This window comes from Herbaspirillum rubrisubalbicans, assembly GCF_003719195.1.
GTDB classification, from domain to species: Bacteria; Pseudomonadota; Gammaproteobacteria; order Burkholderiales; family Burkholderiaceae_D; genus Herbaspirillum; species Herbaspirillum rubrisubalbicans.
On the sequence record NZ_CP024996.1, the window covers coordinates 1 to 12398 of the forward strand.

General features: G+C 52.9%; 9 protein-coding genes. 4 read left to right on the forward strand and 5 right to left on the reverse strand.

Going from position 1 to position 12398, the window contains the following annotated elements; all coding sequences use genetic code 11:
- The 3 genes from dnaA to gyrB all read left to right on the forward strand — a co-directional run bounded on the left by dnaA (position 1) and on the right by gyrB (position 5780).
- The gene (gene dnaA / locus RC54_RS00005; protein ID WP_044530170.1) at positions 1 to 1404 is read left to right on the forward strand and encodes a chromosomal replication initiator protein DnaA; all 1404 of its coding nucleotides are present in this window, start codon (positions 1 to 3) and stop codon (positions 1402 to 1404) included.
- A gap of 634 nt (positions 1405 to 2038) precedes the next feature.
- Positions 2039 to 3145, forward strand: coding sequence for a DNA polymerase III subunit beta (dnaN, locus tag RC54_RS00010; RefSeq protein WP_058893791.1), 1107 nt, complete (start codon positions 2039 to 2041; stop codon positions 3143 to 3145).
- A gap of 136 nt (positions 3146 to 3281) precedes the next feature.
- Positions 3282 to 5780 (forward strand): DNA topoisomerase (ATP-hydrolyzing) subunit B, encoded by a 2499-nt coding sequence (gyrB, locus tag RC54_RS00015; protein WP_058893792.1) that lies wholly within the window; start codon positions 3282 to 3284, stop codon positions 5778 to 5780.
- A 453-nt stretch (positions 5781 to 6233) separates the two neighbouring features.
- Here gyrB and RC54_RS25940 read toward each other — a convergent pair whose 3' ends face one another.
- The 4 genes from RC54_RS25940 to RC54_RS00035 form a co-directional block, all read right to left on the reverse strand.
- Positions 6234 to 6827, reverse strand: coding sequence for a hypothetical protein (locus RC54_RS25940; protein ID WP_061790043.1), 594 nt, complete (start codon positions 6825 to 6827; stop codon positions 6234 to 6236).
- A 188-nt stretch (positions 6828 to 7015) separates the two neighbouring features.
- Positions 7016 to 7840, reverse strand: a complete 825-nt coding sequence (locus tag RC54_RS00025; protein ID WP_123020393.1) for a hypothetical protein — start codon at positions 7838 to 7840, stop codon at positions 7016 to 7018.
- 781 nt (positions 7841 to 8621) lie between these two features.
- Entirely contained in the window at positions 8622 to 9122 is a 501-nt protein-coding gene (locus RC54_RS00030; RefSeq protein WP_156481317.1) for a hypothetical protein, read from the reverse strand.
- Positions 9123 to 9265: 143 nt separating this feature from the next.
- Positions 9266 to 9700: a protein kinase family protein gene (locus tag RC54_RS00035; RefSeq protein ID WP_156481316.1), complete on the reverse strand. Its 435-nt coding sequence runs from the start codon at positions 9698 to 9700 to the stop codon at positions 9266 to 9268.
- Positions 9701 to 10445: 745 nt separating this feature from the next.
- On the opposite strand from RC54_RS00035, the gene RC54_RS00040 reads away from it, so the two are divergent.
- Positions 10446 to 11624 (forward strand): Druantia anti-phage system protein DruA, encoded by a 1179-nt coding sequence (locus RC54_RS00040; RefSeq protein ID WP_082803157.1) that lies wholly within the window; start codon positions 10446 to 10448, stop codon positions 11622 to 11624.
- 53 nt (positions 11625 to 11677) lie between these two features.
- On the opposite strand, the gene RC54_RS00045 is transcribed toward RC54_RS00040, so the two are convergent.
- The gene (locus tag RC54_RS00045) at positions 11678 to 12394 is read right to left on the reverse strand and encodes a DUF1998 domain-containing protein (protein ID WP_208652665.1); all 717 of its coding nucleotides are present in this window, start codon (positions 12392 to 12394) and stop codon (positions 11678 to 11680) included.
- Between the last annotated feature and the right edge of the window lie 4 nt (positions 12395 to 12398).

Here is a 12398-nt window from a genome sequence, read left to right on the forward strand (position 1 = left end):
ATGGAAAACTTCTGGCAAGCCTGCTCCCACAAACTTGAGCAGGAGTTGACGCCTCAGCAATACAGCGCCTGGATCAAGCCGCTGGTGCCGCTCGACTTCGAAGACGGGCTGCTGCGCATTGCCGCACCCAATCGCTTCAAGCTGGACTGGGTCAAGACCCAGTTCGCCAACCGCATCACGGCGCTGGCCTGCGAATACTGGGACGCCCCCACCGAAGTGCAGTTCGTGCTGGACCCGCGCGGCAACCAGGGCCGCCGCCCGGCCGCCGCCAATGCGCAAGCCAATGGCGGTGGCGCCAATGGCCTGGGTTTGCCCAACCACGAACAACTGCACCTGGACCCGGAACCGGCCCAGCCGGTGCGCGCGGTCGCCCCGCGCCAGGAACAGTCGCGCATCAACCCGGTGCTGACCTTCGACAACCTGGTCACCGGTAAGGCCAACCAGTTGGCGCGCGCCGCCGCCACCCAGGTGGCCAACAATCCCGGCACCTCGTATAACCCGCTGTTCCTGTATGGCGGCGTGGGTCTGGGTAAGACCCACATCATCCATGCCATCGGCAATCAGGTGCTTGTGGATAACCCGGGCGCCAAGATCCGCTACATCCACGCCGAGCAATACGTGCGCGACGTGGTCACGGCCTACCAGCGCAAGGGCTTTGACGACTTCAAGCGTTATTACCACTCGCTGGACCTGCTGCTGATCGACGATATTCAATTCTTCGGCGGCAAGAGCCGCACCCAGGAAGAATTCTTCTATGCCTTCGAAGCCCTGATCGCGGCCAAGAAGCAGATCATCATCACCAGTGATACCTATCCCAAGGAAATCAGCGGCATGGATGACCGCCTGATCTCCCGCTTCGACTCCGGCCTGACGGTGGCCATCGAGCCGCCCGAGCTGGAGATGCGGGTGGCGATCCTGATGAAGAAGGCTTCCGCCGAAGACGTGGTGCTGTCCGATGATGTGGCCTTCTTCGTGGCCAAGCACCTGCGCTCCAACGTGCGCGAGCTGGAAGGCGCGCTGCGCAAGATCCTGGCCTACTCGCGTTTCCACGGCAAGGACATCACCATCGACGTGGTCAAGGAAGCCCTGAAGGACTTGCTGTCGGTGCAGAACCGCCAGATCTCGGTGGAAAACATCCAGAAGACGGTGGCCGACTTCTTCAACATCAAGGTCGCCGACATGTATTCCAAGAAGCGCCCGGCCAACATCGCCCGCCCGCGCCAGATCGCCATGTACCTGGCCAAGGAACTGACCCAGAAGAGCCTGCCGGAAATCGGCGACCTCTTCGGTGGGCGCGACCACACCACCGTGCTGCACGCGGTGCGCAAGATCGCCGCCGACCGCGCCAAGAGCCCGGAATGCAACCACGAGCTGCACGTGCTGGAGCAAACCCTGAAGGGCTGAGTCGGCCCTCTGACTGCTGTATATGAACAAACTGACAATGCCGCCTGCGTCTTGCCGACCAGGCGGCATTTCTTTTATCCACAGGTCTGACAGAGGTGAAGAAAAACGCCGCTGTGGATAACTTGAAAACTGCCGCCTACGGCGGCATATCATAGTGATATCAGCCCAACAAAATCCCTGGCTTTTTTGACCTGATTTCCCCTTCTCACCTCCATGGCGCTCTACTCCGAAGAGGGGATGATTGGTACAATGGAAGACGTTATTTCGCAGGCGGACGCAAGGGCCGACCACGGAGCAGGAAATCCGCGAAGTATCAAGGAAACTTCGAATAAATACCCGGCAAGATCCGGCAAAAGTATTCAAATGTTCTAAACGTGTAGCCAAGTGGTTCTGGCAGCCCGGCTTTGTCAGGCGCAGGTGGACAATGCCAGGTCGCTGTATCACCAGCTTTTCGGGAACGGGTTCTTAACCGGTATGGCCACCGGTCATGCACATGCAGGAGCGTTGCGTATTTCAGGCAGGTTGCAGTGCAAGCAGCTGTTTTTCACCAGAGGAGGAACACGCGCGACATGGGCAAGACCAAAGGCCGACCGACGGCGCCCTTTAAACCACTATTAGCAAGGACAAACTGACTATGCAATTGGTTAAAACCCAAAGAGACACGCTCCTGCGTCCTCTGCAGATCGTGAGTGGTATTGTCGAGCGTCGGCACACATTGCCGATTCTGGCCAATATTCTCATTCGCAAGGACGGCGAGAAGGTGTCTTTCCTGTCTACCGACATCGAAGTGCAGATCACCACGCACGCCGACGTCGGCTCCGGCAGTGAAGCGACCGCCACCACGGTGGCCGCCCGCAAGCTGCTCGACATCCTGCGCGCCCTGCCGGATTCCGGTGAAGTCTCCATTTCGCTGTCCAACAAGCGTCTGACCGTGCAATCGGGCAAGTCCCGCTTCGCCCTGCAGACGCTGGCCGCCGAAGAATTCCCGACCGTCGCCCAGGCCGAGCACTACAACGCCCAGGTCAACCTGCCGCAGAAGACCTTGAAGCACCTGTTCAACATGGTTCATTTCGCCATGGCCCAGCAGGATATCCGTTACTACCTGAACGGCCTGTTGCTGGTGGTGGAAGGCAAGAACGTCATCGCAGTGGCCACCGACGGCCACCGCCTGGCCTTCTGCCAGGTCGAGACCGAACAGGACTTCCCGCGCCAGGAAGTCATCATCCCGCGCAAGACCATCATCGAGCTGCAACGCCTGCTCGACGACAGCGATGAAGAAGTCCAGCTGCAGATCGCCAACAACCAGGTCAAGCTGACCTTTGCTGACATCGAACTGATCTCCAAGCTGGTCGAAGGCAAGTTCCCCGACTACACCCGCGTGGTGCCCAAGGGCTACAAGAACAGCTTCACCATCAGCCGCGACCAGCTGCTGCGCTCGCTGCAACGCGCGGCCATCATGACCAGCGACAAGTTCAAGGGCGTGCGCTGGGTGATCGCTCCCGGCAGCCTCAAGATCAGCTCCACCAACGCCGACCAGGAAGAAGCGGTCGAAGAACTGGAAATCGACTACGGCGGCGACACCGTGGACATCGGTTTCAACGTCAGCTACCTGCTCGACGTTCTCAACAACCTCAAGAACGACTACGTCAACATCGCCCTGGGCGATGCCAACTCGTCGGCCCTGATCACCATCCCTGACAACGCCGACTTCAAGTACGTCGTCATGCCGATGCGGATCTGAGCAAACCCGCTCCACGCGCCCGAGGGGCCGTCCCAGACGGCCCCTCGGTTGCTTTTAAGAATTCCAAAGATTCGTCCCCAGAATTCCGTTTTTTGCAGCTCCCTAGTCGTTTGGCTAGCATTTTCAGAAGGTAACCATGTCCTCCAGCCCCGCAGACAACACCAATTCCGCGCAACAAAGCTATGGCGCTTCTTCCATCCAGATCCTGGAAGGCCTGGAGGCGGTGCGCAAGCGTCCCGGCATGTACATTGGCGACACCTCTGACGGCACCGGCCTGCACCACCTGGTGTTCGAAGTGCTGGACAACTCCATCGACGAAGCCCTGGCCGGCTATTGCAGCGAGATCCACGTCACCATCCACGCCGACAATTCCATCTCCATCACCGACAACGGCCGCGGCATCCCCACGGGCCTGAAGATGGACGACAAGCACGAACCCAAGCGTTCGGCCGCCGAAATCGTGATGACCGAACTGCACGCCGGCGGCAAGTTCGACCAGAACTCCTACAAGGTCTCCGGCGGCCTGCACGGCGTGGGCGTGTCCTGCGTGAATGCACTGTCGAAGAAACTCAAGCTCACCATCCGCCGCGACGGCAAGGTGCACGCCATGGAATTCGCCAAGGGCATCGTGCAGAACCGCGAGCTGGAAATGGTCGATGGCGTGCAGGTCTCCCCCATCAAGGTGGTGGGCGAATCCGACAAGCGCGGCACCGAAGTCCACTTCTGGGCCGACGAAGAAATCTTCACCCACGTTGAATTCCACTACGAGATCCTGGCCAAGCGCATCCGCGAATTGTCCTTCCTCAACAATGGCGTTCATATCAAGCTCTCCGACCAGCGTACCGGCAAGGAAGAAGACTTCGCTTTCGAAGGCGGCACGCGCGGTTTCGTCGAATACATCAACAAGAACAAGAGCATCCTCAACCCCACCATTTTCCAGGCCACCGGCGAGAAGCAATCCGACCAGGGCACGCTGGTGTCGGTGGACGTGTCGATGCAATGGAACGATGCCTTCAACGAGCAGGTGCTGTGCTTCACCAACAACATCCCGCAGCGTGACGGCGGCACCCACCTGACCGGCCTGCGCGCCGCGATGACCCGCGTCATCAACAAGTACATCGAAGAAAACGATCTCGCCAAGAAGGCCAAGGTCGAGATCTCCGGCGACGACATGCGCGAAGGCCTGACCTGCGTGCTGTCGGTGAAGGTGCCGGAACCCAAGTTCAGTTCGCAGACCAAGGACAAGCTGGTCTCCAGCGAAGTGCGCGGCCCGGTGGAAGAAATCGTCGCCAAGACCCTGACCGACTTCCTGGCCGAAAAACCCAACGACGCCAAGATCATCTGCGGCAAGATCGTTGAAGCCGCGCGTGCCCGCGAGGCTGCGCGCAAGGCACGCGAACTGACGCGCCGCAAGGGCGTGATGGATGGCTTGGGTTTGTCTTCCAAGCTGGCCGATTGCCAGGAACGCGACCCGGCCCTGTGCGAGCTGTACATCGTCGAGGGTGACTCCGCAGGCGGCTCGGCCAAGCAAGGCCGCGACCGCAAGTTCCAAGCCATCCTGCCGCTGCGCGGCAAGGTCTTGAACGTGGAGAAGGCGCGCTTCGAAAAGATGCTGTCTTCCGAACAGATCACGACCTTGATTGCGACGCTTGGCACCAGCATCGGCGCGGACGAATTCAACCCGGACAAGCTGCGCTACCACCGCATCATCATCATGACCGATGCGGACGTTGACGGCGCCCACATCCGCACCCTGCTGCTGACGCTCTTCTATCGCCAGATGCCGGCGCTGGTCGAACGCGGCCACATCTACATCGCCCAGCCGCCGCTCTACAAGGTCAAGGCAGGCAAGGATGAGCGCTACCTGAAGGACGACTTCGAGGAAGCGCAGTACATGATGCAGATTGCGCTCAACGATGCCGAGATCAAGCCGGCCGAAGACGCAGCGCCGATCAGCGGCGAGGCGCTGGTGGAACTGGCACGCCAATACAACACCGCCAACGCCATCATCATGCGCCTGTCGCGCGCCATCGATGAGTCGGCCTTGAATGCCATCATGACCGGTGGCGTGGCGCTGAAGCTGGAGAACCTCGAACAGGCCACCGCCACTGCCGAAGAACTGAAGAAGGCCATCAACGACATCAACATCGACGTGCAGGCGCGCGTGGATGAGCACAGCGAGAAGGTGGCGCTGCATATCCATCGTCGCCAGCATGGCAACATCAAGGCCACCGTGATCGATGCGGATTTCGTGAGTGGTCCGGATTACTTGCAGCTCTCGAATGCTGCCGAGACCTTCAAGGGGCTCATCGGCAAGGGCGCCGTCGTGGCGCGTGGCCAGGGTGAAAAGCGCAAGGAATCGGTCATTACCGAATTCCGCCAGGCCATGGCGTGGCTGCGTGATGAGGCTGAGCGTGGCGTGAACAAGCAGCGCTATAAAGGTCTGGGCGAGATGAATCCTGAGCAGCTGTGGGAAACCACCATGGATCCGACGGTGCGCCGTTTGTTGAAGGTGCAGATTGAGGATGCGATTGCTGCGGATCAGATCTTCATGACGCTGATGGGGGATGATGTCGAGCCGCGTCGGGCGTTTATTGAATCTAATGCTTTGCAGGCGGGGAATATTGACGTTTGATCTCAATTGTAGCAGGACCCATAACCTGAGATTTTGGGATGCATCTATTGAGATAAATCTTCTTGGCGCATCTCGATAGTTTAGATTAATGGTGTCGAGTCATTCGCATTAAAACAGCAACGGCCACCTCATTGAGGTGGCCGTTGCTGTTTTGGCGTGCGGACAGAGTAAGGGCGTCGGATGTTTCAGTCTTCAGGTAGATATAATTTCCGGCGGAATTTAAATATGGACATCATTCTACCCTCTGACCCCGTTCGAAAAATCCGCTCAGGCCAACGGGGCATCCGCGGGAATGTCCCTGGAAAGGGCCGGTTTGAATGGACCTCAGAAGGCGATTGAATAGCTTTGTTGATTTTATCAACTATGTTGAGGATTTAAGCCTCAGCCAATTCGTATTCCCTACACGTTGCCGAACGGTCGCCCAAGTAGCCACACGCCTGACGGTCTGATTTTTCAAACGTCATCTGCAGCGCTCTCCTGTGCTCTACGAATGTCCGTTTGCTGGCCGGATTGACCCTCCCTCCAGGTCCTCGCGAACGCCGCGACCCTGTCGTAAGACCCCTTGAATCCCAATTCCTTCAAGTCCTCATGGATCTGTTTCAGCGTGCGCCACTGCTTGCGTGACTTCGCCGCTTCGGTCCTGAGGAGCGCTGAAAGCTGGAACGCGTAGTTGTCGATAGCGTGGGTGGAGCCCCGCTCAGCGCAGGCTGGCTCATGGTTTCCGCTGATGATCGATGAGTTCTCGCTGTTGCTGACGAGTCTTAGCCGTGGCGTTTTTTTAAGGAGATCCAACGCCATCGTCAGCTGGCCTACCTTCCGTTCCAATGCAGCAATATGTGCCTCGTACTCTTCAACCGTCGACGCAGTAGCATCTTCTGCATCCAGCTCACCACGATCAAACTGCCCTAGCCACATCTGCATGAGATTGGCCGACAAGTTATGAGTCTTGAGCGCCTCGCCTCGCCCAATCTTGCCGCTGCGAATATCGGCGCATATCTGTATCTTGAATTGCGGGCTGTGCCGCCGATATGGAGCTCGTGATGCCATGATGTCGCTCCTCCTGAGAAGGCTCGACAAGCGTATCACTTCATCTCATGGCCTTGGTCCAGCCCGAGGGTTTCACTCCAAAAGAGGGTCAGATTTCGCTTCAAATCAACATATATTCACAGGTCGGACAAAAAATACCCCTATGAATTAGGTCATTTTCCTGAATATTACGAAAATCACGGTGCCTGCTAAGAATCTTGTGGGGCATTCGTTGCTGCAGCTATTGCGTGCTGTATCTGGTTCCCAACTATTAGGCGACGGTTTTCCAACCAACCGGTTTGAATTCCTACCAAAGCTATTGATTCTGGGCTCCAGACGACAGACTTCTCACTTCGCATTGTCCAAATTCCACCACCGCTAAATCCGCCAGGATCAGAAACTAACTTTTTCTCTTCTGGGATACGAACGTCGAGCGGTTCCCCACTCGCTGTCCATATATTTTCTTCTGCAGGAAATTCAAGGAGGATGTGATCGTCGATAGTTGTTTCGCCAGGGCGTTCTTTGCTTGGCACTGTTGCATAGCAGATCGGCCTAAGGATCAATTTCTCTTCAGCGATAGCGGCCTCATCAAGCAATGCCCTTGGTGTTCCGTAGACTAAAAATTGGCGCTCTCGATAGCTAACTCCTTTCTCAATGCGATCGTTCTTCAAGAATTCCTTGGACCGCGAAATTGCCTGGATTCCTTCGTCAGTTAGCTCGAGAAAAGCGACATCGATTGGGTCTGTTTCAAGGCCCAAATCGTCCCATTTTCCGCCCTCTAAATGTATTGAACGGATATAGGAGTTGAACCCTCCTGAGATCGGCAATCCGATAGAAATACGATCTACAGGCGTCTTTAGTACAACGTGCGCTGCAGTAAAAATACCTCGGCGGCCATCCAAGTCCACACACGTTCCTGAGCCAATATCGTCGGGGATGCCATTTTTACTAACAGTGATCAATGTTACTGAGTATCTCCCGAGCTGCACTCTGGCGGCTTCGACGGCATGCTGGAATTCGGCTAAGTCGGTCATGATTAGAGGGACAGTTTTGAAGGGCCGTTCTGAACTGCTTAGAGTAACCGAGTTGCTATCTTTTTTCTAAAGCATCTCGAACTAAGTCGATAACTGAATTTACAAGTCCTTTTCTATTTTTTCCTTTGTTTTTTTTCTGGTCATCTTCATGGCGTTCGCGGACCTCTTCCAATTTTTCGAGTCCTACGTAAAAAAATGCGATACATTCATCGATTCTACAAAGAGTTCTGCTCGTTGGTCCCCATGTTTGCAGAGAACGGCATCGCAAATAAAGTCGGGAAATTCAATTTTATGACTCGGTTGACTAGGGCGAAGAGATGTTGACACAAAAACCTTGTCTGGAGAAATGATCAACGGATAACCCGCTCTAGTAAGATAGTGGCACCGTCTTTCATAAGACTGTCACTTATGCCAATCTCCGTGAGAAGCCGCAACAGTATGAAATGGCATGAGGTGCAGACTAGAGGGCCACGTCAATAAATGACTCAACACGTATGAAAACTTAATTTTCTCAAGCCACAAGCGAATGATCGTGGAGTGTGAGTTTCACGTCTGTGCGAGCTGCCTGCAAACTCCGGAGAAGGGAAATCTAATTTCCCCGTATGCCAATATTGACCACGTTCGTTTTACAGCAGGGCAACGCGCACCGATAAGGTACAGCCGAGCAGCGCATCATTAAGAAATTCTGAAAGCGCAAGAAGCAATTGATAACGACATGCAGACCCCGGTAGAGAGTGTATTAAACGGCTGTACTTGGTTGTAAGCAAGGCTTAACTTTCTATCAGTCGTCTAGATCCGGACGTACGATTTTTCGAATTTTGTAAAGCTGATCGCTAACATCTTCAAGTCGCGAGATAAAGCCGTTCAGAAATTCGTTGGTCACCTCAAAATGTTTGCCCTTTGTGTCAAGCCGACGATGAAGAATTTGAGCGTTAGAGCTATTCGTAATGGGATAGGCATGAACAATGTCGGAGCGCTTCGAATTCAATTCATCGAACAAGTCTGCGGCTGCTCGGCCAATTGGGCCGACAGTTGGGAAGTGTACTTCGGCCGTCTGTACCGATTTGCGAAATTCTTTAAGTATCGTGCCCCCCATCTTAGCCTGTAACGAAGTTCTATTGATTGCTGCGGGATCTAGATAGCTGGCCACTTCTACCATAAAGTTGCTGAGCGATGCGAAGGAATAAAGTGCTACCCCCAGTCGAAATAGATAGCCATCGTCTTCTGGCAATGCCAAACGAGTGAGATTTCGAACCGTCTTAATTTTGTCTACTGCATTCATCGGCTGCGTTTTAGTAAGAGTGGAGAGCAGGAATCAACTGCTGTCTAAGTTATCGATATTAGATTGCTTATTTCGTTAGCTCTTGCATCTGTCCGCACTTTCCCGTGTCTCGCTGACGTGTATCTCGTACTTAACTGCTAAGCTTAAGATTGAGGAAATGTGTACAGTTGGCCGATAGGAAGTTCTAGCATTCCATAGTCCAGCAATTTGATTTCTCCTGACTTAGAGCGTCCGAAGTTCTCTGGCTTTTTATCGTTTATGTACGCTGGTGTTGCATGACCAGCGAGATCGGCTAGCTTCACCGGACTCAGCCGTTCCATTACAAGAAATTTTCCTGACATGCTCCAAGAGAATACATGGGCAAAGTACTGCTTCTCGCTAGCAACCTGATATGTAATGATCTCAACCCAGTTCGTAAAATAACCCGGTTGATTCATGACCTTAAGTACTTTGTCCGCGTGATCGGGAATTTCATACACGTCTCTCGTTGATCCTCGGCCAATTCTCGATATGCATTTTTGCCACATAGCTTCAAAAAATTGATCTGGGGTATTCGGGTCAGGTATTTGGATTGTCATGCAATGATTCTACAATGACCAGAAGATCGTTTCCCATGTAGAGCCTTGGTCGAATTCAGACGCCTCCCCAGCCTACGCACGCCTGGGCGGCAGAGACATCGTCTTTTATCAATGCGCGTGGATTCGAGTATTCTTCAGTTTGTACGCCCTTCAAGTGACCATCTCCATACACGGTGTCAAATTCTCCAATAATTTCCCCAAACGCCGTATTGAGCGTGAAGGCATCAATTCAGCTCAAGCTTTTTTTGAGCGAAATAACTACGTGTTCCAAGAGATATCGTTGCAGAATGACTTTGTGTAGCGGGAACCATAATGTGGGTTTTAAGAGGTATCCTTTGAGATTATTATCAAATGGTGTGATCTGATAGCTCAGTTCCTGCTGTGTCTAATGACGCAGAAAGCAGCCGTAGTGCTAGTTTGTTGAAAGTTTTTAACTAGAAAGCCACAAAGGCAAACTTGGTTGTAGATAACTACGCACAACCTGAGAAAAAGGGCTCTCATGTGATAAACATGGGAGCCCTTCTTGTTGTTGGGGCCATAGAAAGGAAGTGATCTCAATTAAATCGGACGGTTAGGATGACTGCCTGAAATGGTGGCTATCGCGTTTGCCTATACCCGGGGAAAATATTCGCAAGTTAAAAAATTATATAAAAGACAACATTATTTTTTTGACTTCATGCTTTTTTCGTGGCCAAATACGGTCTTGGCATAGAAAACACAAACAATTGGGAAACTTGGGTCAAAAATGCACGCACTCCGACAAAACCCTGAGCTGATAGACCTAATGGAGGTTTCAAATCCACTGGATCCGCACGTCATTGTTGATCCGGAGGAGCTAGACGCGCTATCCAGAGATATTGAAGAGGCTCATGCCGCGTTCAGTCATGCACTCAACACTCAAGATAAAGATTACATACGTGCTATTCACCTTCAGGCCAAAAAAACTTCCAGTGGGTTAGATGCAGAACTAATACGAAAGAAATTCAATCGTTATAAAGACTATTTCCGCTCGGGAAAAGATATTGATCTGAAACGTATCAAACCTAGGCTTGTCGCTTGCGATAGCACACTATGGAAAGACCTGTTCGCCATAACTCGAGCATGTTGGTCGATGCCCTATAACAAGGGATATGGGCGGAGACTACGTTTTGTCGTATTTGATGAAGCGCACGAAGCCGTTATGGGCATTATCGGCTTGCAGTCGCCGCCGGCTGATTTGCAAAGTCGGGATGGTCTTTTTAAATTCCCCGCTAAGCGAAAATTGGAGTTGGTGAATAATACGCTCGATGCTTATACCGTAGGGGCTATTCCACCATATTCATTTTTATTGGGAGGAAAGCTGTGTGCGGGGTTAATTAGCACGGACACGATTCGTAGAAGCTACTGGCGCAAGTACGCAAGTCAGAAATCTCTGATGCTAGAGGCCTCGATTCAACAACCTCTGGTCGCCGTAACTACCACCAGTGCATTCGGACGCAGTTCAATATATAACCGACTTAGATATAAGGACCGGCTTTTGGCGGAGCCAATAGGCTATACAAAAGGCTTCGGTACGATTCATCTCGAACATCTGTACGAGCGCATATCTGAGGTACTAAAGGCCAATGAATCGTTTACCCCCGCCGGTTTCGGAAATGGTCCGAAAGTACGATGGCAAAATATCACAAAGGGTCTGATGAAGCTCGGTGTGTCTCCAAGTCTGCTCAAACATGGACTTAAGAGAGAGGTTTTCCTCTTCCGATTTGTTGAGGGGCTAGAAGATGGTATGAGCGGAGGCAGCTTTGGCGCAACCCAAAATTTGCCGGAAGAAGAATTCTCGGAATATTGGCTCGATAGATGGGCAGTGCCCCGTGCTAACCGATTTCCTGAATGGTCTCAGATCGACGCGCGCCAGCTAATAACAAATACACTGAATTCCTTTTGAATACTTGAAAGACGAGCCCGCTTTAATCGGACTCGCCTACGTAAGGCCCGATCTTAGAGCCTGTTCAGAGCATCCACAACTTGGTCGATAGCAGTCGCCAAATTCTTCCTCACGATCAGTTCGTTAACGATTATTAGCGAGCTGTCAGCAAGATCAGGTAAAGCGTCAAAACTTGCGGGAATACTCTCGGCCAAAGGATCAGAAAGAAAAATACAGAGTTTTTTACCATCATTCTTGAACAATACTATTGGCACTGACATTTCCCCACCCTGAGCTAGCTGCATCGTTGCTTCACGACGAATAGATGTATCCGGAATTGAAGACAACAGCAATGAGCTGTACAGGAGATGCTCAGAGGACTGCAGGCGTTCAGCCGAATAGCTGGAGGTACCATGGATGACGTAGCGTAGAAGTGATGCTCCAACATGCCTGTCGATCAACCCGTGATCTAATCGATTCCGAAATGTTCGTAAACATGCATAACAAGACCCATCACATTTCTCCGGACATCCCTCCATTAGCTTCAAGGCCGCATCAAATAGCCGAATACCTAGGCTAGCAGCATCTTGCGCAAAACCGGCGCCACCCGGCAAAGTGTCGTATATAAAAATCTGAGCTTCGTTTCCTTGAATACCTTCCGGTGTTAGCGCAGGGCGAAATTCCGCCATTAGCTCTCCAGGCTCGATCTGTAAGAGTGAAGTTGCTGCGCTGACCAATGCTTCACTTACCGTCCGCAACGCTACTTTGGTAACCGAGTGAGCAGGAAGCAACAGA

Coding starts and splice junctions, on each gene's coding strand:
- RC54_RS00025 (WP_123020393.1), bottom strand. CDS start 7,840: ATGACCGACTTAGCCGAATTCCAGCATGCCGTCGAAGCCGCCAGAGTG.
- dnaA (WP_044530170.1), top strand. CDS start 1: ATGGAAAACTTCTGGCAAGCCTGCTCCCACAAACTTGAGCAGGAGTTG.
- RC54_RS00035 (WP_156481316.1), bottom strand. CDS start 9,700: ATGACAATCCAAATACCTGACCCGAATACCCCAGATCAATTTTTTGAA.
- RC54_RS25940 (WP_061790043.1), bottom strand. CDS start 6,827: ATGGCATCACGAGCTCCATATCGGCGGCACAGCCCGCAATTCAAGATA.
- RC54_RS00040 (WP_082803157.1), top strand. CDS start 10,446: ATGCACGCACTCCGACAAAACCCTGAGCTGATAGACCTAATGGAGGTT.
- dnaN (WP_058893791.1), top strand. CDS start 2,039: ATGCAATTGGTTAAAACCCAAAGAGACACGCTCCTGCGTCCTCTGCAG.
- gyrB (WP_058893792.1), top strand. CDS start 3,282: ATGTCCTCCAGCCCCGCAGACAACACCAATTCCGCGCAACAAAGCTAT.
- RC54_RS00030 (WP_156481317.1), bottom strand. CDS start 9,122: ATGAATGCAGTAGACAAAATTAAGACGGTTCGAAATCTCACTCGTTTG.